Origin of the sequence: Exiguobacterium sp. R-17, from assembly GCF_049913315.1 — a bacterium.
GTDB lineage: Bacteria > Bacillota > Bacilli > Exiguobacteriales > Exiguobacteriaceae > Exiguobacterium_A.
This window is the reverse complement of sequence record NZ_CP184372.1, coordinates 1837309-1860407: the sequence shown is the minus strand read 5'-3', so window position 1 is coordinate 1860407 and position 23099 is coordinate 1837309. Positions and strand designations below refer to the sequence as shown.

Genomic DNA, 23099 nt, shown 5'->3' with positions numbered 1-23099 from the left:
ATGCAGGCCGCGGTTCGAGAAATTCGCTCAGAAGAACTTGTACAGCACTCTGGTAAGGTCGTCCAAGTGATCGGGTTGATGATCGAATCGCGAGGACCGACAGCAGTGGCAATCGGTGAGCGGTGTTTAATCCAAATCCAACAACGTCAGACAATCGAAGCAGAAGTCGTCGGATTTAGAGAAGGGCATGTCCTACTCATGCCATACGGTGAAACGACATCGATTGCTCCAGGCTCGATTGTTCTTGCGACAGGAAAACCACTCCACGTTCCAGTAGGGAACGAACTGATTGGTAAGGTGCTTGATGGTCTAGGAAGACCACTAGATGGTGAGTCATTAGAAAATTTACGCACGACATCGATCGTTCGTAAACCACCTAGTCCACTCGAACGTCCTCGCATCAGTGATGTTCTCTCGACTGGCATTCGTGCCATTGATGGACTGTTGACAGTCGGTCAAGGACAACGTGTGGGTTTGTTCGCAGGATCAGGTGTCGGAAAATCGACATTACTCGGGATGATCGCGAAACGATCGACAGCAGACATCAATGTCATCGCTTTGATTGGTGAACGAGGACGTGAAGTCAAGGAATTTGTAGAGGCAGAACTTGGTGAAGAGGGGATGAAACGATCTATTTTAGTCGTAGCAACGAGCGATCAACCTCCACTTGTTCGTCTAAAAGGTGCCTATACGGCAACGGCAATCGCTGAATATTTTCGAGATCAAGGGAAAAATGTGGTCTTGATGATGGACTCAGTTACTCGTTTTGCGATGGCACAGCGGGAAATCGGTCTTGCAACAGGTGAACCCCCTGCGTCGAAAGGATATACACCAAGCGTATTCGCTCTGCTTCCTCAGCTACTTGAACGGAGCGGGAAATCACAAGACGGTTCGATTACTGCTTTCTACACAGTCCTCGTCGATGGTGACGACATGAATGAACCAATCGCCGACGCCGTACGAGGGATCTTAGACGGTCACTTCGTTCTGGATCGTAACCTTGCGAACAAAGGGCAGTTCCCAGCGATTCATGTCTTACGGTCCATCAGCCGTGTCATGAACCAAATTACGACATCTGAACAAAAGACCGCTGCTGTCGCATTTCGACAATTGTTATCGACGTATCTTGATTCGGAAGACTTAATCAATATCGGTGCATACAAAACAGGAACGAACCCGGAAATTGACCGTGCCGTCGATACATATCCGGAGCTGATTCGTTTCTTGAAACAACAAATTCATGAAGACAGTGATTTCGAAGCGGCTTGTCATCAACTCATGGCAACGATTCAGTAAGGAGGACGAATGATGAAGACGATCTATGAACGAATCATTCCTTTAGCTGAAGCGGAGAAGGATCGCGTCGCTAAAGAACTGAGCCTTCATAAAAAGCAATATGAGCTTGAAGTCGAAAAATTATATCATCTGCTCGTTCGATATGAGTCCTTTCTGAAGGCACAAGATGAGATTGGCGTCGTGGAACTGACGTCTTCGCAATATCGAGAACGCGCTCGGGATGTCGTGAAGCAGGAAATCGAACGACAGCAATTGTACGTGACACAATCGAAAAATCGTTACGAACGTACACAAGAAGCACTCGAACGAGCGTTAATCGAAGAGAAGAAATTTAGTCGTCTCCAAGAGAATCATACAGTCGAAACGAAACGAATCGAAGCATTGACGGAACAAAATCAATTAGATGAACTGGCATTGTTACAGTTTGGAAGAGGACGGATGATATGAGTGAAAATAAAACATCAAAAGGGTGGATTTTACCTTTATTGGTCATTCCTTTGATTTTAATCTTGTTGACGGCTTATTTCGTATTGAATTATGCGAATGGACGTCCACTACTATCCTTACCGTTCGCAACCGAAAAAACGACTACGAATCAGGCGAATCCATCAGCAGAACTCGAACGTCGTCTGAAAGTAGCGAATCAAGAGATCAAAAAATTACGCAATCAAAGTAAGGAACAATCGGATACCTTAAAAGCGAAAGAGCAGGAAGTTGAACGTTTGATTGCTGAGAGGGATCAGTTAAAACAGACACCTGCGCAAACAACGGATCAAACAAAAACGACGAAGAAAAAAACAGCATCCGTGACGGATGTATATGCTGAAATGGCACCAAAGGATGCTGCGCTGATTTTAAATGAACTCAGTCCGACCGAAGTCGTACCAATCATCGAGGACATCGATGCGGAACAACAGGCGGCGATCATTGCCAAGATGGATGCTAAGAAAGCAGCCGCCTTGACACAGTTACTCGCGACGAAGTAAGGAGGGAAGCCTGATGAACATGACGGAAGTAACACAACCATCCTTCCCGACCTTAAATACAGGATCAGGAAAAAAAGGAGAGATGACTACGGTTGGTGGTCAATTCGCCTCATTACTTGATTATCTGACAAAACTGCCGACGGCGTTACCGTCATCAGTCTCAGCGGATGCGATGACACTCGAGCCGGAAACGGAGACGCAACCCTTCCCGGACTGGATGCAACAACTTGTAGACCAGCCGGATGAGATTCTCTCCTTACTGAAACAACCAGAAGTAGAGGCGTTAAAACAAGACCCAAAGAAAATGGAGCAACTTCTAGCGTTCGTCAAACAATTGCTCGAAGGAAATATGGAGCAGGCGAAAGGTCAGTTCGATCAATTGCCACCATCACTTCAACAGTTCGTCTTGCAGACAATGACGAATGATACGATCAAAGTAAAAGATTATGACACGAACATGTTAAAGCAGTCGCCAGTTTCAACAATGGACGGAGTGGTTTCTGCGATGCCAGTGAAACAGACACTCCCGCAAACTGGTTCTGTTGTCGAAACGATCAAGCCGGACACTGTAGCTGTAGCCGAGCAGGCAAAAGGAAAAACACCGCTTCCGTTAGCATTCGCTTCACTCATGCGAAAAGCGACCATGCCCGTTGATCCAGAAGGAAAAGCCGCACCGCCTCCGATGAGTATGCCGATTTACAGAGGCACTCCGTTGCAAACGATTCGTCCAGTGCCGCTACCTGTCTCAGAACAGATTCAACAACGGATTGAAGCCGCACTGCAGCAAGCACCATTCATAAAAGGTGCGGATGGGTCCACACGATTGTCGATTCGCCTGTACCCAGAGCAACTTGGTGAGGTTGTCGTTCAACTCGATCGTAAAGAAGGGGCATTGACTGTCAAACTATTTGCGAGCACCGAGCAAGCAAAACAATCAATCGAGCAACAACTTGGGAAATTACAAACCGTCTTGCATCAACAGACGCCAGTCGTAAAGATCGAGACGGGGATGACTGCTTCGAGTGCGCGGGAGTTCCAACAATCTTTCACACGTGATCAGCAGGAGCATGAGTCACCGTATCAAGAGACACCCGTTCCAGTAGACGAAGAAGAGGAGGAAGACGATGACTGACGCAATCAAAACGGATAGTAGTTCATACCAGCTTCCTGAAAAATCACAGGTACCGACGAATAAAGCGATGGATAAGGATATGTTCATGAAAATTCTGATTGCCCAGCTTTCGAATCAGGATCCAACAGCACCGATGGAAGACAAGGATTTCATCGCTCAAATGGCCCAGTTTTCTTCGTTGGAACAGATGCAAGCAATCGGGAAGACGATGGATACGATGGTCTTGAACCAACATGCAACAGCATTGCTGTCCTACAGCAATCTGATTGGTAAAAAAGTCAGTTATGAAGCGGAGTCGAAGACGACGGATGCTTCAGGTGCTGAGCAGACGACCACCGTCGAAGAGACAGCCAGTGTCGTTAGTGTAAAACGGGATGGGCTGGATATCATGGCCGAACTATCGAACGGAAAACAGATCAGTGTTTACGAGTTGACGCAGATTCAATCAAAGGAGGAAAAATAATGTTACGTTCAATGTATTCAGGAATCAGTGGGCTTAAGAACTTCCAGACAAAACTGGATGTCGTCGGGAATAACATCGCGAACGTCAACACGTTCGGTTATAAAAAAGGACGGGTGACGTTTAAAGACCTCGTCAGTCAATCGGTCGGCTCATCATCTGGTGCAGGCGGCAATGTCGGTGGGACGAACCCGAAACAGGTCGGTCTTGGAGCATCGATGTCAACAGTCGATAATGTGTATAACCAAGGTGCGCTTCAGAATACAGGTCGCGTCCTCGATGTCGGGATCTCTGGGGAAGGATTCTTCCAGGTCGTCACGGCGGAAGGGATTCGTTATACCCGTTCAGGTAACTTCTATACGGATCTTGATGGAAACTTAGTTACAGGTGACGGAAACTACTTAATCGGTACCGGGACACAAGCAGCTGCAAACGGTACTCCGCCAGTACCACTCCCGGAAGCAGGTGGTGCAGGATTCCAAAAACTAAAAGTACCAACGGATGCACGTAACTTATCGATTGGTAAAGACGGTCTCGTCACTTACGTCGATACGACGGGAGCATTGCAAAACGTCGGTTATATCACGATCGCGAACTTTGCTAACCCGGGTGGTCTAGAAAAATCAGGTGTCAACGTATTCGCCGCATCACAGAACTCAGGTCCACCGGTACTCGGAACACCGAGCTTGAACGGAATGGGACAGTTGACGTCGGGAACGCTTGAGATGTCGAACGTCGACTTATCAGAAGAATTCACGGAGATGATCATTGCTCAACGTGGTTTCCAGGCGAATACACGAATCATCACGACATCGGACCAGGTTCTTGAGGAACTGGTCAATTTGAAACGATGATCACGTTAACGACGTTACGTAACGCACCACTCGTACTGAACGCCGTGTTGATCGAATCCGTCCGTTCTACACCGGATACGACGATTCAACTCATCGGAGGACAGATTTATGTCGTGAAGGAATCAATGGAAGAGGTCAAAGCAATCGCAATCGCTTTTTATCAACAAATCGGATTAGCGGGCTTGAACAGTGTAAGGAGGCTCGAAGATGGCCGAGGAAAAGAAGAAGAGTAAACTGAAAATCCCCTTGATCATGATCATTGTTGCAGCATTGATGATCGGGGCAGGATACATGATCATGAATTATTTTTTAGCAAATGACACGACGGAAGCAAAAGTTGAACAACCGACAGGTGAAGAACTTGATGCACGAAGTCTGCAAACGGACGACTTGACAACGAACATCGCTGACGAACGTTTCTTAAATGTCCAGTTCACGATCGTCACCGATGATCAAGCAACGCGTGACGATTTAGAATTACGAAAGTTTCAAATCAATAACATCATCTTGGGTGACCTTTCGGCTATGAAAAAGTCGGACTTAGACTCAAAAGCGGATATGGAGAAGCTTGAAGAGCGGTTACGGATGCAATTCAAAAAGCTCATCCAAGAAGGCGATGTCCAGCGTGTCTACACGACGAAAAAAATCATCCAGTGAGGTGGCAGCATGAGCGAAGTATTATCCCAACATGAAATCGATGCCTTGCTATCAGCCATTTCAAGCGGAGATATGGAAGTCGAGGAAATCCGAAGTCAAGAGGAGCAGCGTCGAGTCAAGGTCTATGACTTTAAACGAGCACTCCGTTTCTCAAAAGATCAATTACGGAATTTGACGCGTATTCATGAACAGTTCGCCCGAGTCTTGACGACACATTTTTCTGCACAACTTCGGACATATGTTCAGTTCACGGTTAATACGGTCGAACAACTTCCGTATGATGAATTCATTCATTCCATTCCGAACATGACGTTGATTAATCTAGTGAATCTTCATCCGCTCGATGGAAAAGTCTTATTTGAAGTCAATCCGAACATCGCCTATGCGATGCTCGATCGTTTACTTGGGGGACCAGGTGAAGGAATGAACAAGATCGAGAATTTGACGGAAATCGAGACACGTATACTAACACAACTGTTCAAGCGTGCCTTCGTTCAATACGGGGCGGCTTGGGAGTCGGTAACAGAAGTCGAAGCGGAATACGATGATTTGGAAATCAATCCGCAGTTTCTGCAACTGGTCTCTCCAAATGAGACAGTCATTCTCGTCTCGATTTACGTAACGGTCGGAGAAGTGAGCGGTACGTTGAATGTCTGCTTGCCGTTCGTGACCCTTGAATCCGTTCTTCCGAAATTATCAAGTCATTATTGGATGCAACAAGAAAAGCGAACGACAGCAGATAATCAAGAGTCTGAACACATGCAAACGCAGTTGATGAGTTCCGTCGTCGATTTAAAAGCAGTGCTCGGCCAAACAGAGCTTTCGTTTGGTGAATTGTTACACCTCGAAGTAGGCGATTGTTTATCCCTGAAGACACGAGCCTCGGATGCCGTCGATGTATTCGTCGACGACCGGAAGATGTTCAAGGCGCGACCGGGATTAAACGGGAAACACCTCGCTTTGCAAGTCTTACAACGAATTGAGGAGGAATAACATGAGCGATATGCTTTCGCAAGATGAAATCGATGCGTTATTACGCGGAACGCCATCCACCGATGAACCGCAAGAGCCAGACGTAAAGGAAATACTAGATGACATGGAGATTGATGCATTAGGGGAGGTCGGAAATATCTCACTTGGTAATTCGGCAACGGCCTTATCGGCATTGTTGAATCAAAAAGTAGAGATTACGACACCGCACGTCCGAATGATCTCCATGGAAGAATTACGCAGTCGTTATCCGATTCCGCACGTCGCGCTACGTGTCGGTTATACGGAAGGATTCAAAGGAGAAAACGTCCTGATCCTGACACAGCGAGATGCTTCCGTCATCGCGAACCTGATGATGGGAGGCGATGGCGTCATCGACGAGTCACTGGAGATGGACCCGATTGCTCTATCTGCCGTACAGGAAGCGATGAACCAGATGATGGGAGCAGCTGCTACCTCGATGTCGACTGTATTCTCGATGCGAATCGATATTTCGCCGCCAGCAGTTGAAATCTTCGACTTTTCTCAAGATAAGAGTATCGTCGATAGCTTTTCTCTTTGGGAGAACATGGTCATCATCGAGTTTGATCTTAAGATTGGCACGATGATCGATTCAAAAATCGTTCAATTAGCACCACTGGACTTCTCGAAACAATTGATTCAAAAACTCTTTAGCGCGAGTACGACTCAACAAGCAGAGCCTGCACCACAAGTAACGGAGCAAGCACAACCATCACCATCACCACCATCGGCGCCAGCAATGGCACAACAAACTACAGTTGCATCACCTGAACCGAAAGCAACGCCAGTCGGTGTCAGTCCGGTTCAATTCAGCCAATTAGGTGAGATGGAAGTAGAGGGTACGCCAGGAAATATTGGGATGTTATATGACGTTCCGTTGAACGTCACGGTTGAGTTAGGACGGACACGTCGCTCCGTTCGTGACATATTGGAATTGACACAAGGTTCCGTGATTGAGCTGGATAAACTGGCAGGAGAACCGGTTGACGTTCTCGTCAACAATACATTGATCGCAACAGGTGAAGTGGTCGTCATCGAAGAAAACTTCGGTGTACGCATTACAGAAATCGTAAATACAAAAGAACGTCTTCGGATGTTCTAAGGAGGAACTAATATGAGTGCAAAAGTATTAATCGTAGACGACGCCGCTTTCATGCGGATGATGATCAAGGAAATCTTATCGAAGAACGGCTATGATGTCGTCGGTGAAGCAGAAAACGGACGCGAAGCGGTCTCTAAGTACAAGGAATTGACACCGGACCTCGTCACGCTAGACATTACGATGCCTGAAATGGACGGAATCTCTGCGCTTAAAGAAATCAAAGCATTTAACCCTGCCGCTAAAGTCATCATGTGTTCAGCGATGGGGCAACAGTCGATGGTCATCGATGCGATTCAAGCAGGTGCAAAAGATTTCATCGTTAAACCGTTCCAAGCGGATCGCGTGCTTGAAGCGGTCTCGAAAACTGTCTCGTCATGAAAAAAGTGACTTTGCTGATTTGTCTCCTGTTTCTGCTTGCGCTTCCTGTGCAAGCGGAAACAGTCGAAGAAAAATTGAATCCAACTCAGAGCGATACACCAACGACTCAGCAAGTCGATGAGAGTCCTTCCATGGCGTTGACTATCTTCAAAGGAGTCGTCGTTCTCGTCGTTTTGATCGGCGGATTCATCCTTGTGACACGATTCATTCATGAACGGACACGAGGTGTGAGACATTCTGGTCGATTGACTCACCTAGGTGGTGTACCACTAGGAAAGGATCGATCCGTCCAGTTAGTGAAGGTGCAGGACAAGATTTATGTCGTAGGTGTTGGAGAGAACGTACAGTTGTTAGATACACTTGATGATTTAGAGGGATATGAGCCGATGGATCTTGAAGAGTCTTCATCTAAAACGGGATCTTCACCGTTTCTTGAGACATTCAAACAACAACTCGAACAATTGCAAAAGAATCGAGGACGCTCATGAACACGATTGAAAATCTAATCTCACTTGATACTCCTTCAGGAACGGCGACATCGATCAAACTACTCGTATTGCTGACATTATTGTCGTTAGCCCCTTCATTACTGATCTTGATGACTTGTTTTACGCGTGTCGTCGTCGTGTTGTCTTTTGTCCGTTCTGCCCTTGGAACACAACAAACGCCGCCGAACCAGCTACTCGTTGGACTGGCACTGTTCATCACGCTGTTCGTCATGTCACCCGTTTTATCAGAATTGAACACGACAGCCTTGAAACCGTATATGGCAGATAAAATCAGTCAAGATGAGGCATTTGATAAAGCTGGGGATACGATGAAGCGATTCATGTCAAAACACACGCGAACGAATGATTTAGAGTTGTTCTTAAAATACGGCAATTATGAAAAACCGAAAAAGATTGAAGATATCCCACTCGTCGCACTCGTTCCAGCATATGCGATTAGTGAATTGAAGACGGCTTTTCAAATCGGATTCATGATCTTCATTCCATTCCTTGTCATTGATATGGTCGTCTCGAGTGTCTTGATGTCGATGGGGATGATGATGTTACCGCCGGTCATGATTGCCTTACCGTTTAAACTTTTGTTATTTATTTTAGTCGATGGCTGGCACCTGATCGTTGAATCACTGCTCGTCAGTATGCGTTAGGGGGAGAGAAGATGACTCAAGAAATGATTATTCAGTTGGCAAGCTCTGCTGTCTGGACATTACTAAAAGTATCAGCTCCCTTATTACTGGTCTCGCTCGTCGTCGGTCTGCTCGTCAGTATTTTGCAGGCGACGACACAGATTCAGGAACAGACGCTATCGTTCGTTCCAAAGATCGTTGCCGTATTTTTAGCACTCGTTTTTTTCGGACCATGGATCATGCAGGAATTACAGACCTTTACGATTGACTTATTTAAGCAAATCGCTGAGGTTTCCCGCAAATGACGTTACTATCTTTCCTGAGTGTTTTTTTGCTCGTCTTTGGACGAATCGTCGGTTTTCTTGTCGCGGCTCCATTGTTTTCCTCAAAGCAATTACCAGCGCAACATAAATTAGCGCTTGCGGCCGGTCTTGCTTACTTTGCGAGTTACGCTGTAAAGACAGACGTTCGAGTAGAAGACTTCGATTTTTTCTTTCGGATGGGAACGGAAGTTTTAGTGGGTCTAGCGCTTGGCTTACTTGCTAGTTTTTTATTGTATGCGCCACAAATTGCCGGTTCGATCATCGATTTGCAGATGGGTCTCGCGATGGCTTCCGCTTATGACCCGATGTTTGGTGGACAGTCACCGATCGTCGGACGATTTTATTACATGTTGACGTTACTTGTTCTACTCGCTTCTGATATGCATTTAATCCTGCTTGACGGAATCTACACGAGTTTTCAAATCTTTCCGCCGGGCAGTCTGCTTGCGGTATCGGGCGACGCTGGGATGAGTCTTGTCATTCGGGTCGTTGGGCTTGCCATGTTAACTGCGTTACAAATGGCGATGCCACTTGTCGTTTCCCTATTTTTAGTGGATCTCGCACTCGGATTCCTCGCGAAGACGGCACCTCAGTTCAACATTTTTGCAATTGGTTTTTCCGTCAAACTGCTGATGGGATATGTGATTCTATTTTTATTAGCAGGTGCAACGATCACAGGAATCGGTCGATTCGTTCCGTTGTTGCAGGATGTACTTGCAGATGCCATTCGATTACTAGGAGGTTGAGGACATGCATTCATATCGATTACGCCTTGATCTTCAGTATTTCGCTGGTGAAAAGACGGAAAAGGCGACACCTCGAAAGCGGGATGACTCCCGTAAGAAGGGACAAGTCGCAAAATCAGCAGATTTAACAAGCAGTTTCATGTTGTTCGCCATGTTTCTCGTCCTCTATTTTTTTGGTCCGTTTCTAGGACGGCGTTTCGTTCTCGTCCTGCAAGATGGTCTTAGTGCTAGTCAAGTCCTGCAAGCGGTCGAAGAAGGACGAGTTGAACAGATTCTCATCGAGATGCTGATGCAAATGGGGATTTTAGTCGCACCTTTCTTTTTAACAGCGGTCGTGATTGGTATTCTCGGAAACTTCGTCCAAATCGGTGTGCTCTTAAGCGGTGAGGCGATTCAGCCGAAACTGGACCGGATCAATCCGCTTCAAGGCGTCAAACGGATCGTGAGCGTCAAAGCACTTGTCGAGTTTTTGAAATCGGTCTTTAAATTGCTGGTGATCGGTGTAACAAGTGGAACAGTCTTATGGAACAACAAGGTCGAGATCTCGAGATTGACCTCGGAACCGATTGGCGATGCGTTAGCTATCATTGGTCATTTAACATTTTTACTCGGTTTATCGGTCAGTATCGCCTTGATTGCATTAGCCATTCTTGATTTTGCCTATCAGAAATTTGATTTCGAGAAGTCGATCCGAATGAGTAAGCAGGATTTAAAGGATGAGCATAAAAACACAGAGGGTGACCCTCAAATCAAAGGAAAGATTAAACAACAACAACGGGAGATGGCGATGCGGCGGATGATGCAAGAAATACCAAATGCCGACGTCGTTATCACGAACCCGACCCATTATGCGGTAGCGATCCAATACGATGACGGTAAACATATGGCACCGATCGTCGTTGCGAAAGGCGTAGATGCTGTCGCGTTCCGGATTCGGGAGAAGGCGACAGCAGCTGAGGTCCCGATCGTTGAAAACCGTCCGCTCGCGCGGGCGTTGTTCGCTCAATCAGAAATTGGTATGGCAGTGGATGAAACGTTCTATCAGGCGCTCGCTGAAACACTCGCCTTTGTCTATCAACTGAAACAAGCAAAATGAAAGGATGAAGCATCATGAGTATATCAACAAGAGATTTAACGGTCCTGCTAGGCGTCATCATGATCGTCTTCATGCTCGTCATTCCACTGCCCGCTATCATGCTCGATTTTTTAATCATCATCAATATTCTCATTGCCTTGATGGTATTGCTCGTTGCGATGAATGCCAAAGAGGCACTAGAGTTTTCTGTCTTTCCAACATTGTTATTGATCGTTACCTTGTTTCGTCTTGCGCTTAACGTTTCGACGACACGGGCAATCCTGTCAAACGGAAACGGTGGCGAAGTCATTGAAGCATTTGGTGATTTCGTCGTCGGCGGAAATGCCCTCGTCGGCTTCGTCGTCTTCTTGATTCTCGTCTTAATCCAGTTCCTCGTCATCACGAAGGGTTCGGAACGGGTCTCAGAAGTGTCGGCACGTTTTACGCTTGATGCGATGCCAGGGAAACAGATGGCAATCGATGCTGACTTGAATTCCGGTATGATCGATGAATTACAAGCTCGGACCCGCCGCCAAAAAATCCAATCTGAAGCAGACTTTTACGGTGCGATGGATGGTGCCTCGAAGTTCGTTAAAGGAGATGCGATCGCCGGGATCATCATCGTCATCATCAATTTAATCTTCGGTATGATCATCGGTGTCGTTCAGCAAGGTTTACCGATGGCGGACTCAGTCAAACTGTATACGTTACTGACGGTCGGAGACGGACTTGTCAGTCAGATTCCAGCCCTTTTAATTTCGGTGGCGACCGGGATCATCGTCACGCGCTCGACTTCAGACGGAAACCTCGGTGAAGATGTCATCGGTCAATTGGCACGGACACCTTTACTTGTCGGAATCGCAGCTGGGGCGATCTTCTTACTCGGATTGTTCACGGCGATTCCCGATTACGTCACGATGCCGATTGCAATCCTGTTCGGCTTCTTCGCTTGGCGGATGAAGCAGACGACGAAGACGATGCAAGAAGAAGTTGCGGTTGAAGAAGCACCGAGTGAAAACTTACGATCAAGCGAATCAGTCATTTCCTTACTCAATGTCGATACGATTGAATTCGAATTCGGTTACGGATTGATTCCACTCGCTGATGAAGCCCAAGGCGGCGATTTACTCGATCGTGTCGTCATGATTCGTCGGCAACTAGCGCTTGAACTTGGATTCGTTCTACCGACCGTTCGGATTCGCGATCATCTGCAGTTATCCCCGAACCAGTATCGAATCAAGATTCGCGGAAGTGAGATGGCAAGTGGTGAGCTTTTACTGGATCATTACTTAGCGATGAGCCCAGGTGTCGATGATCCAGAAATTCGAGGTATCGAAACGGTCGAACCAGCCTTTGGTATGCCAGCACTCTGGATTGATGAACAGACACGTAGTCGAGCAGAGATGTCAGGGTATACGGTCGTTGATCCACCATCTGTCGTCGCGACACATTTGACGGAGCTCTTGAAGAAACATGCCGCTGAATTACTCGGACGAGAAGAGACGAAACAATTGGTCGACCATTTGAAGGAATCGCATCCGATTCTAGTCGAAGAAGTCACACCACAGCTGTTATCGATCGGTGAACTTCAAAAAGTATTCGTTCAATTACTAAAAGAAAAAGTCTCGATTCGAAATCTACCATTGATTTTCGAAACGCTCGCAGACTATGCAGCTGTGACGAAAGACAGCGAATTGCTCGCGGAATATGTTCGTCAATCCTTATCGCGTCAAATTACGGAACAGGTCATGCAAGGAGATGTCTTGCACGTCGTGACGATCTCAAGTGAGATGGAGCTGGATATCCAGTCGGCCATCCAAAAGACTGAGTTCGGTAATTATTTAGCGCTTGATCCCGAAAAGGCTACACGTTTCATCGAGACGTTGCAAGAGCGAGCAATGGAATTCGAACGATACGGGGCGCATCCGATCATCCTGACTTCTCCAAGTATCCGGATGTTCGTTCGTCAATTGACAGAACGCTATTTTCCAGATATTCCGATTTTGTCCTATAACGAATTAATGCCGACGATCGAAGTCAAGAGTATTGGGGTGATTTAAGAGATGATAGTCAAAAAAGTCACGGCGGATTCTGTTAGCGAGGCCATGGAACGGATCAAACGCGAACTCGGGAACGATGCCATTATATTAAATACTCGCCACATCAAAGTGGGCGGATTCTTTGGTTTATTTGCGAAGAAAAAAGTGGAATTGGTTGCATCGGTGGATGAACATGTCTCAAGCGAACCTGTCGTCTCGAAGCAAGCAACGAGTCGACAGGAGGTTGTGGAAATTATCCAACCAGTACCAGTGCGTCCGACGATTGTTACGGTCGGCGAGCGACCATTGCCAAAAGAATTGCGACATTATGCGCCGTTACTGGCTGAACCAGCGTTACAGCAGGTATCTGAACGATTACACGAACGGTTATTGACTGCGTATTATCAAACACAACAAACGGAGTTAACGGATCTCTTGACGGAAGAAGTGAAAGCGTCATTACGCGTCACACCGTCGACTGCACGGTATGTCATGTTGACAGGACCGACTGGTGTCGGAAAGACAACGACCATCGCTAAGCTTGCTGCTCACCATGCTCTCATTAAAAATCAACGAGTTGGACTCATCACGACCGATACATACCGGATCTCAGCGATTGAACAATTAAAAACATATGCAGACATATTAGGCATTCCGATTCATGTCGCATATGACTTGGATGATTTCGAACGAGCCAAGCAGGCGTTAGCATCGTGTGACATCGTACTTGTCGATACAGCGGGGCGAAATTTCTTAGACGAAGCGTATGTGGAGCAGTTACGAAGTCGGCATGATTTTGCGGATACGGATGTATTTTTGGTTCTTAGTTTGACCTCGAAATACCGAGATTTATTACAAATCCACGACCGTTTCGGCAAGATTCCTTTATCCGGAATCGTCTTTTCGAAAGCAGATGAAACAAGTGAACTCTGGTCGATATTCGGACTCGCGACCGAGACGAAGTTGCCGATCTATTGTGTGACGACGGGGCAAGAAGTGCCGGAAGACATCACGTTCGCTACGGCGGATGAGTTATCCCGAATGATTGTCGAGAGAGGGATGAGATGATGCGAGAAGATCAAGCACGTGTCTTACGATCTAAAGTGACCGTCAAGGAAACGAAGACGATTGCCATCGTGAGTGGAAAAGGTGGCGTCGGAAAAACGAATGTCGCGGTGAATCTTGGCGTGGCATTATCGTTGCAAGAAAAACGAGTGCTTTTGATTGATCTTGATATTGGAATGGCGAACATCGGGATTCTATTCGGTAAATCGTCGAAGTCATCTTTAATGGAATGCGTCAAACGACGAGAATCACTCCAGCACGCAATCGTGGAACAGTCTCCGTCTCTTCATTTCATTCATGGCGGAAGTGGTTTTGCAGAATTGACGAATCTGACGAAGGAAGACGTGATGTTCCTTCTACGGGAGTTCCAATTTTTCTATGAATATGACTATGTGTTACTCGATTTAGGAGCCGGTGCGAATCATCAGACATTTGATTTCATCAGTAGTGCAGACGAAGCATGGTTGATTGTCACGCCAGAGCCGACTTCGATCATGGACGGATATGCGTTTGTCAAACTGGCACACCATCATGCGACGGATCTTCCGATTTCCGTTGTCGTCAATCGGGCGACGAATGGTGGGGAAGCGCTTGAAACGTTTGATCGATTAGCACTTGTCAGCCAACAGTTCTTGCAAAAACCTCTTCGCTTTACCGGTTTTTTACCAGAAGATCCGACAGTCGTTAAAGCAGTCAAGGCACAGATGCCATTTTATTTAATGGATCGAACGAGCGACGTCAGTTGGCGGCTCGATCACATCACGACATCGTTAACAGGTGTACAAGTCAAGGAACGGAAGTTTTTAGATCGATTGTTACATCGTCTGAAAAAAAGAAAAGATCATGTCCGTTAAGATTAAAGGAGGGTATCAGTCATGGACTTAAATGAATATGTAGGGTTGTTCCTCGATGAGTCGATGGAGCATTTACAAGCAATCAATACAAGCTTATTAGTTTTTGAGGAGCGGCGAGACGACGAGGCGGTCATCGATCAAATTTTCCGTTCTGCCCATACGTTAAAAGGAATGGCAGGAACGATGGGATACGACGCAATCGCTGATTTAACGCACGAGATGGAGAGTGCCCTTGATTTAGTCAGATCGAAAAAACAACCTGCTACTGCTGAACTGATCGATGTTCTCTTCGTAGCCGCCGAGCAACTAGAGACGATGGTAGAAGACATCAGTCGAGGTGGGAAAGGAAAGCTTGACGTCACTGAAACAGTGAGACGTTTACAGCAGTTCATTCGTCCCGAGCAAGAAGAAATCGTTCCAGTTACACCTATAGTTGCTTCACAAACCTTTGAGTGCGACGTTTACTCGGAGGCAGTCGTCAAACAATCGATTGCATCCGGTTATCAAGCGTATATCGTCCACGTCGAACTCTCGGCGGACGTCATCTTAAAAGCGGCACGCGTTTATATGGTGTTTGATCGTTTACAACAACTCGGAGATGTCATCTTATCGAACCCGACATCTGATGAACTGGAGCAGGAGCATTTTGAGACGACGTTCTCAGTCTTGTTCGTGACGCAACAAGATCAGGTGACGATTCAAGAAGCGATTGCTTCTGTATCCGAAGTTGCGACAGTAACGATCGACACATTCGAGACAACACCTGAAGCGGAGGTGGCGACGTCCACACTGCCGCAGGAAGTTCCTGTGCCGACATCTGTCTCTGCATCAGTAGCTTCACCGGAATCATCCGACCAGACAGACATATCTGCGCCTGTCGCTTCGAAAACGATTCGTGTTAACCTCGAGCGAATCGATCGTTTGATGAACCTGTTCGAAGAGTTCATCATCGATCGCGGACGTTTGGAGCGTATTGCAGCAGAAGTCAGCTCACCTGAATTGACAGATACGGTCGAACGGATCAAACGAGGTACGAATGAATTGCAATCGCTCGTCCTAACGTTACGGATGATGCCGATCGAACAAGTGTTCAACCGATTCCCACGAATGGTGCGTTCCGTTTCGAAAGATGTCGGAAAACATATCAAATTACACATTACGGGTGCCGAGACGGAACTTGACCGTACAGTTATCGATGAGATCGGTGATCCACTCGTCCACTTGATCCGAAATGCCATTGATCATGGGATTGAGAACAAGGCAGAACGTATTTTAGCAAATAAGCCGGTCGAAGGAAATCTTTCGCTACGTGCTTATCACTCAGGAAACCGGGTCTTCATCGAGATTGAAGATGATGGAGCCGGTATCAATCACGAACGTGTCACACGGATCGCGATTGAAAAAGGATTGATCACGGAAGAAGAAGCAATGCAATTAACGATGGAAGAGGCTTCGATGCTGTTATTTGCACCTGGTTTCTCAACGGCAGAAGAAGTCACCGACTTGTCTGGTCGTGGTGTTGGTCTCGATGTCGTCAAATCGAAGATCGAGTCACTGGGCGGAGAAGTGTTCGTCGAGACACGTCGAGGAGAAGGAACGATTTTCCGAATCAGTTTACCACTGACGCTATCGATCATCTCAGCCATGCTCGTAGAACTCGGACAAGAGACGTATGCGATTCCATTGACTGCCATCATCGAAACAACCTCTTTACGTAAATCAGCCATTCTACAAGCACACCGGGAAAAAGTATTTGATTTCCGTGGGCAGTTGGTTCCGCTTATTTCGTTAAATGAGGTTTATGGGTTGCCGCAACATGAGGCAGAAGCCTATTCGGTCGTCGTCGTCCGGAGTGGTGAAAAATTAGCTGGTTTGATTGTATCTGAATTGATTGGTCAACAAGAGATCGTCATGAAACCACTTGGCAGTTATCTTGAAGGAATCCGTGCCATTTCTGGTGCGACGATTCTTGGAGACGGGCAAGTCGCGTTGATCATTGACAGCAATGCACTATTACGGAAGTGAGGGGAACGAAGATGGAACAAAAATGGGTTGTTTTTCAATTAGAAGATAATGCATACGGTATTGATGTACAGTCTGTTCGTTCAATCGAACGGCTCATCCCGATCACGCGGATTCCGAACGCTGCATCTTATGTCAAAGGAGTCATCAATTTACGCGGTGTCGTTACGCCCGTGATTGATTTGCGTGCTCGTCTTGGATTCGAGTTAGCGAAAGAGACAGAAGAGACACGCATCATCATCGCCACTTTAGAGCATGGAGATGCTGGATTCATCGTCGACCGGGCAAACGAAGTCGTCGAATCAACGGATGTTCGCATTGAACCGCTCAGTGAACAAAAGCAGGAGGATGCCTCATATTTGACTGCAGTCGCCAAAGGCGATCAGCAATTGTTCTCGTTGATTGAACCGAATCGCTTATTTGAGGACATCGTTCATGCTTAACCCAAACGAACGTGACATCTTAAGAGAAGTCGGCAACATTGGAGCCGGTCACGCGGCAACGGCACTTTCTACTTTACTCGGACAGCCGATTGAGATCGAAGTCCCTTCCGCTGAGCTGGAGGATTTCACGACGATCGTCGAGCGAAGTGGAGGAGCTGAGACGTATACTGCTGGTGCATTATTACGTTTTTCTGGAGACATTCAAGCCACGTTACTCTTTTTGATGCCACTACGCGATGCAGAAAAACTTGTGAGTCAATTGATGCAGACGGAATTCCACTTTTTTTCCGAGTCCCACGAAATGGGGGTTTCCGCATGGGAAGAAATTGGGAATATTTTAATAGGAGCGTATGCTCGGGCTATCTCCGATTGGCTTAACTTATCGTTACATGTCAGTGTTCCTGCATCGGCGTTTGATATGGTAGGTGCGTTACTTGAAGTAGCCTTACTTGAATCAACGACTCCTGGAAATATGGCTGTCTATATTGACACGCACTTGTCTAGTGCAGGAAACGATTTGACCGGACATTTACTTTTGTTGCCTGAAGCTAACGCCTTTCAGACGGTCTTTGAACGATTGGGTGTGGACATGAATGGATGAAATCGTACGGATTGGCATTGCGGAGTACGCCATCAGTAAGCACCCCGTCATTTTACGAACGGCAGGTCTTGGATCGTGTGTAGGCGTTGTCATCTACGACCTGGAACAAGGGTTATCGAGTATGGCGCATGTCATGTTACCTGATTCAGCTATCAGTCGGAATCGGGAGCTTGAAGTCGGGAAGTTTGCCGATACGGCAATTCTAGAAGTAGCCCGCCAACTTCGAGCAAGTGGTGCCATCCGATTACGTGCGAAGATTGCTGGTGGGGCTCAGATGTTTCAATTTAAATATGAACATGAATCAATGCGGATCGGTGAGCGAAACATCGCTGCGGTCAAAGCAATGCTTCAACAAGTCAAAATTCCACTCGTTGCTGAAGATGTTGGCGGCACGAATGGACGAACGATCGAGTTCCACTCACAATCAGGGCGTCTCGTCATCCGGACGGTGAATGTCGGGACGCTGGAAATCTAGAGGAGGAATGGTCATGCGTGAGGAATTACAACAACTTTGGGATCGATGGCTGACCACACGCGATATTGCGGTGGCAGACCTGTTACTTCACAATTATGAACCACTTGTTCAATACCACGTTCAGCGTTTAAGTGCGACATTGCCTAAAAGTGTCGATCGAGACGAGTTGAAAAGTTTAGGGATGATGGGATTGTACGATGCGCTTCAAAAATTCGATCAAAATCATAATAATAAATTCGACACGTATGCCGCCTTTCGGATTCGAGGAGCTATTTTAGATGGGCTTCGTAAAATCGATTGGTTACCACGTTCCTTACGCGAAAAAGCAAAGCGGGTCGAGGCAGCTGTCGAGATCCTAGAACAATCCTTGCAACGGACGCCGACGATAGAAGAAGTCTCTTCTATCGTCAATATGACACCAGACGAGGTCAAGGGTGCGTTAGCAGAAAGTTATTTCGCGAATGTATTATCGATCGATGAAGCAGTCACGTTACAAGATGAGGGAAAAGCGATGACCGTCTCCTATCTTGATCCGGATACCGCTACACCAGAAGATATGTTGTTAATGCGTGAGTTGATTGCTAAACTGGCAGAGGAAGTCGAAGGGTTATCAGAAAAAGAACAACTTGTCGTTTCTTTGTTCTACTATGAGGAATTGACGCTTACTGAAATTGGTGAAGTTCTCGGACTCTCGACTTCCCGTATTTCGCAAATCCATTCCAAAGCGCTTCGTAAGTTGAAAAACGCGCTCGGAAGTGCCTATTTAGCAGATCGTGTCGCCATGTGAAAGGGAGAATTATGACTGTCGTTTATATCTTATTAGCTGCACTCGTCTGTTATGCCCTGCTAGTTTTATTTCGTCAGCAGGCGGCGCTCAAAGACCGGATCACACATTTAGAACGCGAAAAAAACGAGACGGAGCAAGTGTTATTACATTTCATGGAGCACGTCAACGCCATGACGGATACATCTATATATGAGACAACCGAACCCGTTGATCAAGTACCGGATGCGTCTTTACAAATAGTGCAGGTTGCTACAAATGAGAAGCCAGAAACCGTCGAAGTCGAACGGTCCGTTTCAAAGGAACCATCGTTAACGGATATCAAGCAGGCGCTACGAGAAGGAGCAGATCTTGAGACGCTTGCACGATCTTTGAATCGGGGGACCGGCGAGGTGGCTTTGATTGCTAAACTTTCTCATCAAACGAAGGTTGCCCCTCGGTAATCTTTATGCTATATTAGTCTACGGTGTTAATTACGCACGCATGTATCGCCAGCTGCGGTGCCTTTAATAGGTTAGCTGGACAGACGATCATCGCGGAGGACATCCAAAACCCAAAAGGAGGAATTCATCATGGCAGTAATCTCGATGAAACAATTGTTAGAAGCTGGTGTACACTTCGGTCACCAAACACGCCGTTGGAACCCAAAAATGGCAAAATACATCTTCACAGAACGGAACGGAATCTACATCATCGACCTTCAAAAAACGGTCAAAAAAGTAGACGAAGCATATAACTTCATCCGTGAAGTAGCGTCTGAAGGCGGAAACGTTCTTTTCGTTGGTACGAAAAAACAAGCTCAAGACACTGTGAAAGAAGAAGCGATCCGTGCAGGTCAATACTTCATCAACGAACGTTGGTTAGGTGGAACTCTCACGAACTTCTCTACAATCAAAAAACGTATCAACCGTTTGAAACAACTCGAAAAAATGGAAGAGAACGGTACATTCGAAGTTCTTCCTAAAAAAGAAGTCATCATTCTTAAAAAAGAAATGACTCGTCTTGAGAAATTCCTCGGCGGTATCAAAGATATGCCAGGCGTTCCGGATGCACTCTTCATCGTTGACCCACGCAAAGAGCGTATCGCGATTGCAGAAGCACACAAACTCAACATCCCAATCGTTGCGATTGTTGATACTAACTGTGATCCAGACGAAATCGACTACGTCATCCCAGCGAACGACGATGCGATCCGTGCAGTCAAATTGCTCACTGGTAAAATGGCTGACGCAATCCTCGAAGTTAAACAAGGCGAAGATAACGTAGCACCTGAAACTACTGAAGAAGTAGTAGCAGACGCTGAGTAATTCGTGATGCCAGGTGATAAAGGGAATCGACCTTTTATCACCTTTTTTTTGAAACTAAGGATGTTATAAGGAGGAATATCGAATGGCTATTACAGCAGCAATGGTTAAAGAACTTCGTGAAAAAACAGGTGCAGGGATGCTCGACTGCAAAAAAGCACTCGTTGAAACTGACGGTGACATGAACGCAGCAGTAGATTTCTTGCGTGAAAAAGGGATCGCTAAAGCAGCAGCAAAAGGCGATCGTATTGCAGCTGAAGGGTTGACTGCAGTTGCAGTTGACGGCAACAAAGCGGCACTCGTCGAAATCAACTCAGAAACAGACTTCGTTGCGAAAAACGAACGTTTCCAAACACTCGTTCAAAATATCGCAGACGCTGTTCTCCGTAACGGTTCTGAGACTGCTGAAGCAGCTCTTGCTTCTGAATACGAAGCAGGTAAAACAATCGACACATACATCTCAGAAGAAGCTTCAACAATCGGAGAGAAAATCTCACTCCGTCGCGTAGCACTCTTCACAAAAGCAGATGACGCAGTCTTCGGTTCTTACCTCCACATGGGTGGACGCATCGGTTCAGTCGTCGTCATCGAAGGTACGACAGACGAAACAGTTGCAAAAGACGTTGCAATGCACATCGCAGCAGCACGTCCACTTTACGTTGACCGTACTTCTGTCACAGAAGAAGAAAAAGCGCGTGAAGAAAAAGTCCTCACTGAGCAAGCGTTGAACGAAGGAAAACCAGCTAACATCGTTGAAAAAATGATCGTTGGTCGTATGAACAAGTTCTTCGAGGAAATCTGCCTCGTCGATCAAACGTTCGTCAAAGATCCAGACTTCAAAGTTGGTAAATATGTAGAATCTAAAGGCGGTAAAGTCGTGTCATTCGTACGCTTCGAAGTTGGAGAAGGTATGGAAAAACGCGAAGAGAACTTCGCTGAAGAAGTTATGAACCAACTTAAAAAATAAGAATCGGGATCATCCTGATGACAAGAGAAGGAACACGTATGCTTCAATCCACTTTCGTGTGGAAGTGGTTCGTGTTCCTTTTTTACGGAATTTAGCAAGGGGGACATAGTCATGCAACCGAAATATAACCGGATTGTGTTAAAATTGAGCGGAGAAGCGCTCGCAGGAGATCAAGGGTTTGGAATCAATCCTGTCATCGTCAAATCTATCTCGGAACAGATTCGCGAATTAGTTGAACTGAACGTTGAAGTAGCGGTCGTCGTCGGAGCTGGAAACATTTGGCGTGGCAAAACAGGTGCAGAACTTGGGATGGACCGGGCCAACGCCGATTATATGGGGATGTTAGCGACAGTCATGAACTCGCTTGCGCTTCAAGACAGCTTGGAAGATGTAGGTGTCGAGACACGCGTCCAAACATCTATCGAGATGCGCCAAGTAGCAGAACCGTACATCCGCCGCCGTGCGATGCGTCACCTTGAAAAAGGACGCGTCGTCATCTTTGCAGCAGGTACAGGGAACCCGTATTTCTCGACAGATACGACAGCTGCTCTTCGTGCAGCTGAAATCGAAGCAGAGGTCATCTTAATGGCGAAAAACAACGTCGATGGTGTGTACTCAGCTGACCCGAATGTTGATCCAGAAGCGAAGAAATTCGAGACGCTCTCTTACTTGGACGTCTTAAAAGATGGACTTCAAGTTATGGATTCTACAGCAACTTCACTTTGTATGGACAATGACATCCCGCTCATCGTCTTCTCGTTGATGGAAGAAGGTAACATCAAACGTGTCGTCATCGGTGACGAAATCGGGACAATCGTAAGGGGGAAATAATATGTCAAAAGAAATCTTAAAACAAGCCGAAGAACGGATGGAGAAAGCACATCTTTCACTTAAGAAAGAACTTGCGACGCTCCGCGCAGGTCGTGCAAACGTTGCGATTTTGGATCCCGTTCAAGTCGAATACTACGGTTCACCGACACCGCTCAATCAAGTAGCGAACGTCAACACACCAGAAGCACGTCTGATCTTGATCACTCCTTGGGATAAATCAATGGTCAGCGAAATCGAAAAAGCGATTCAACGTGCTGATCTTGGTCTTGCGCCGTCGTCTGATGGTACGGTCATCCGTCTTGCGATTCCACCATTAACGGAAGAGCGCCGGAAGGAACTCGTCAAACTCGTCAAGAAGTATACGGAAGAAGGTAAAGTTGCCCTCCGTAATATTCGTCGTGATACGAACGAGCAGTTAAAGAAACAAGAAAAAGATGGTGCATTGACAGAAGATGATCTGCGTGGATACACAGAAGATGTTCAGACGTTGACAGACAAGTTCGTTAAACAACTTGATCAGACGGCAACGGAAAAAGAACAAGAAATCATGGAAGTATGACGC

29 protein-coding genes are annotated in these 23099 nt (G+C 46.5%); all 29 read left to right on the top strand.

The window, feature by feature from the left end; all coding sequences use genetic code 11:
• The 29 genes from fliI to frr all read left to right on the top strand — a co-directional run bounded on the left by fliI (window position 1) and on the right by frr (window position 23096).
• The gene (gene fliI, locus ACN9MT_RS09985) at window positions 1-1296 is read left to right on the top strand and encodes a flagellar protein export ATPase FliI (protein WP_426273505.1); all 1296 of its coding nucleotides are present in this window, start codon (window positions 1-3) and stop codon (window positions 1294-1296) included.
• Window positions 1297-1308: 12 nt separating this feature from the next.
• Entirely contained in the window at window positions 1309-1743 is a 435-nt protein-coding gene (locus ACN9MT_RS09980) for a flagellar export protein FliJ (RefSeq protein WP_035406985.1), read from the top strand.
• The gene (locus ACN9MT_RS09975; RefSeq protein WP_056062230.1) at window positions 1740-2282 is read left to right on the top strand and encodes a magnesium transporter MgtE N-terminal domain-containing protein; all 543 of its coding nucleotides are present in this window, start codon (window positions 1740-1742) and stop codon (window positions 2280-2282) included. The genes ACN9MT_RS09980 and ACN9MT_RS09975 overlap by 4 nt, the downstream gene beginning before the upstream one ends.
• Before the next feature lie 13 nt (window positions 2283-2295).
• Window positions 2296-3414 (top strand): flagellar hook-length control protein FliK, encoded by a 1119-nt coding sequence (locus tag ACN9MT_RS09970; RefSeq protein ID WP_426272142.1) that lies wholly within the window; start codon window positions 2296-2298, stop codon window positions 3412-3414.
• Entirely contained in the window at window positions 3407-3877 is a 471-nt protein-coding gene (locus ACN9MT_RS09965; RefSeq protein WP_035406995.1) for a flagellar hook capping FlgD N-terminal domain-containing protein, read from the top strand. The genes ACN9MT_RS09970 and ACN9MT_RS09965 overlap by 8 nt, the downstream gene beginning before the upstream one ends.
• A complete protein-coding gene (gene flgG, locus ACN9MT_RS09960) occupies window positions 3877-4728 on the top strand; it encodes a flagellar basal body rod protein FlgG (RefSeq protein ID WP_035406998.1) in 852 nt (283 codons plus the stop codon). The genes ACN9MT_RS09965 and flgG overlap by 1 nt, the downstream gene beginning before the upstream one ends.
• A complete protein-coding gene (locus tag ACN9MT_RS09955; RefSeq protein ID WP_035407001.1) occupies window positions 4725-4961 on the top strand; it encodes a flagellar FlbD family protein in 237 nt (78 codons plus the stop codon). Before flgG ends, ACN9MT_RS09955 begins: the two co-directional genes overlap by 4 nt.
• Entirely contained in the window at window positions 4936-5385 is a 450-nt protein-coding gene (locus ACN9MT_RS09950; protein ID WP_035407004.1) for a flagellar basal body-associated FliL family protein, read from the top strand. The genes ACN9MT_RS09955 and ACN9MT_RS09950 overlap by 26 nt, the downstream gene beginning before the upstream one ends.
• Window positions 5386-5394: 9 nt before the next feature.
• Complete coding sequence (fliM, locus tag ACN9MT_RS09945; RefSeq protein WP_029342065.1) at window positions 5395-6378, top strand: flagellar motor switch protein FliM; 984 nt, start codon at window positions 5395-5397, stop codon at window positions 6376-6378.
• Between the two features lies 1 nt (window position 6379).
• Entirely contained in the window at window positions 6380-7498 is a 1119-nt protein-coding gene (fliY, locus tag ACN9MT_RS09940) for a flagellar motor switch phosphatase FliY (RefSeq protein ID WP_035407007.1), read from the top strand.
• A 12-nt stretch (window positions 7499-7510) separates the two neighbouring features.
• Window positions 7511-7876, top strand: a complete 366-nt coding sequence (locus ACN9MT_RS09935; protein WP_035407009.1) for a response regulator — start codon at window positions 7511-7513, stop codon at window positions 7874-7876.
• The gene (locus ACN9MT_RS09930) at window positions 7873-8364 is read left to right on the top strand and encodes a flagellar biosynthetic protein FliO (protein WP_056062223.1); all 492 of its coding nucleotides are present in this window, start codon (window positions 7873-7875) and stop codon (window positions 8362-8364) included. The genes ACN9MT_RS09935 and ACN9MT_RS09930 overlap by 4 nt, the downstream gene beginning before the upstream one ends.
• Window positions 8361-9029, top strand: a complete 669-nt coding sequence (gene fliP, locus ACN9MT_RS09925; RefSeq protein ID WP_035407016.1) for a flagellar type III secretion system pore protein FliP — start codon at window positions 8361-8363, stop codon at window positions 9027-9029. Before ACN9MT_RS09930 ends, fliP begins: the two co-directional genes overlap by 4 nt.
• Before the next feature lie 11 nt (window positions 9030-9040).
• Window positions 9041-9313: a flagellar biosynthesis protein FliQ gene (gene fliQ, locus ACN9MT_RS09920; RefSeq protein ID WP_023468705.1), complete on the top strand. Its 273-nt coding sequence runs from the start codon at window positions 9041-9043 to the stop codon at window positions 9311-9313.
• Window positions 9310-10077, top strand: a complete 768-nt coding sequence (fliR, locus tag ACN9MT_RS09915; protein ID WP_035407018.1) for a flagellar biosynthetic protein FliR — start codon at window positions 9310-9312, stop codon at window positions 10075-10077. Before fliQ ends, fliR begins: the two co-directional genes overlap by 4 nt.
• 4 nt (window positions 10078-10081) lie before the next feature.
• Complete coding sequence (gene flhB / locus ACN9MT_RS09910) at window positions 10082-11173, top strand: flagellar biosynthesis protein FlhB (RefSeq protein WP_035407021.1); 1092 nt, start codon at window positions 10082-10084, stop codon at window positions 11171-11173.
• A 14-nt stretch (window positions 11174-11187) separates the two neighbouring features.
• The gene (flhA, locus tag ACN9MT_RS09905; protein WP_035407024.1) at window positions 11188-13212 is read left to right on the top strand and encodes a flagellar biosynthesis protein FlhA; all 2025 of its coding nucleotides are present in this window, start codon (window positions 11188-11190) and stop codon (window positions 13210-13212) included.
• 3 nt (window positions 13213-13215) lie between these two features.
• On the top strand, window positions 13216-14259 hold the full coding sequence (locus ACN9MT_RS09900; protein WP_035407027.1) for a flagellar biosynthesis protein FlhF: 1044 nt from the start codon (window positions 13216-13218) through the stop codon (window positions 14257-14259).
• Window positions 14256-15110, top strand: a complete 855-nt coding sequence (locus tag ACN9MT_RS09895; RefSeq protein ID WP_052018993.1) for a MinD/ParA family protein — start codon at window positions 14256-14258, stop codon at window positions 15108-15110. The genes ACN9MT_RS09900 and ACN9MT_RS09895 overlap by 4 nt, the downstream gene beginning before the upstream one ends.
• A 21-nt stretch (window positions 15111-15131) precedes the next feature.
• Window positions 15132-17135 carry a chemotaxis protein CheW gene (locus ACN9MT_RS09890; protein ID WP_426272141.1) on the top strand — a complete coding sequence of 668 codons (2004 nt, stop codon included), beginning with the start codon at window positions 15132-15134 and terminating at the stop codon, window positions 17133-17135.
• Window positions 17136-17146: 11 nt separating this feature from the next.
• Window positions 17147-17575, top strand: coding sequence for a chemotaxis protein CheW (locus tag ACN9MT_RS09885; protein WP_035407036.1), 429 nt, complete (start codon window positions 17147-17149; stop codon window positions 17573-17575).
• Window positions 17568-18176, top strand: coding sequence for a chemotaxis protein CheC (locus tag ACN9MT_RS09880; protein ID WP_035407039.1), 609 nt, complete (start codon window positions 17568-17570; stop codon window positions 18174-18176). The genes ACN9MT_RS09885 and ACN9MT_RS09880 overlap by 8 nt, the downstream gene beginning before the upstream one ends.
• Window positions 18169-18651 carry a chemotaxis protein CheD gene (locus tag ACN9MT_RS09875; protein ID WP_035407042.1) on the top strand — a complete coding sequence of 161 codons (483 nt, stop codon included), beginning with the start codon at window positions 18169-18171 and terminating at the stop codon, window positions 18649-18651. Before ACN9MT_RS09880 ends, ACN9MT_RS09875 begins: the two co-directional genes overlap by 8 nt.
• A gap of 13 nt (window positions 18652-18664) precedes the next feature.
• Complete coding sequence (locus tag ACN9MT_RS09870) at window positions 18665-19438, top strand: FliA/WhiG family RNA polymerase sigma factor (RefSeq protein WP_035407044.1); 774 nt, start codon at window positions 18665-18667, stop codon at window positions 19436-19438.
• 11 nt (window positions 19439-19449) lie between these two features.
• The gene (locus ACN9MT_RS09865) at window positions 19450-19878 is read left to right on the top strand and encodes a hypothetical protein (RefSeq protein ID WP_035407047.1); all 429 of its coding nucleotides are present in this window, start codon (window positions 19450-19452) and stop codon (window positions 19876-19878) included.
• A 129-nt stretch (window positions 19879-20007) separates the two neighbouring features.
• Window positions 20008-20742 carry a 30S ribosomal protein S2 gene (gene rpsB / locus ACN9MT_RS09860; RefSeq protein ID WP_012370721.1) on the top strand — a complete coding sequence of 245 codons (735 nt, stop codon included), beginning with the start codon at window positions 20008-20010 and terminating at the stop codon, window positions 20740-20742.
• Window positions 20743-20824: 82 nt separating this feature from the next.
• The gene (gene tsf, locus ACN9MT_RS09855) at window positions 20825-21706 is read left to right on the top strand and encodes a translation elongation factor Ts (protein ID WP_023468693.1); all 882 of its coding nucleotides are present in this window, start codon (window positions 20825-20827) and stop codon (window positions 21704-21706) included.
• 111 nt (window positions 21707-21817) lie between these two features.
• Window positions 21818-22537 (top strand): UMP kinase, encoded by a 720-nt coding sequence (pyrH, locus tag ACN9MT_RS09850; protein ID WP_029342047.1) that lies wholly within the window; start codon window positions 21818-21820, stop codon window positions 22535-22537.
• 1 nt (window position 22538) lies between these two features.
• On the top strand, window positions 22539-23096 hold the full coding sequence (frr, locus tag ACN9MT_RS09845; RefSeq protein WP_023468691.1) for a ribosome recycling factor: 558 nt from the start codon (window positions 22539-22541) through the stop codon (window positions 23094-23096).
• Window positions 23097-23099: the final 3 nt, after the last annotated feature.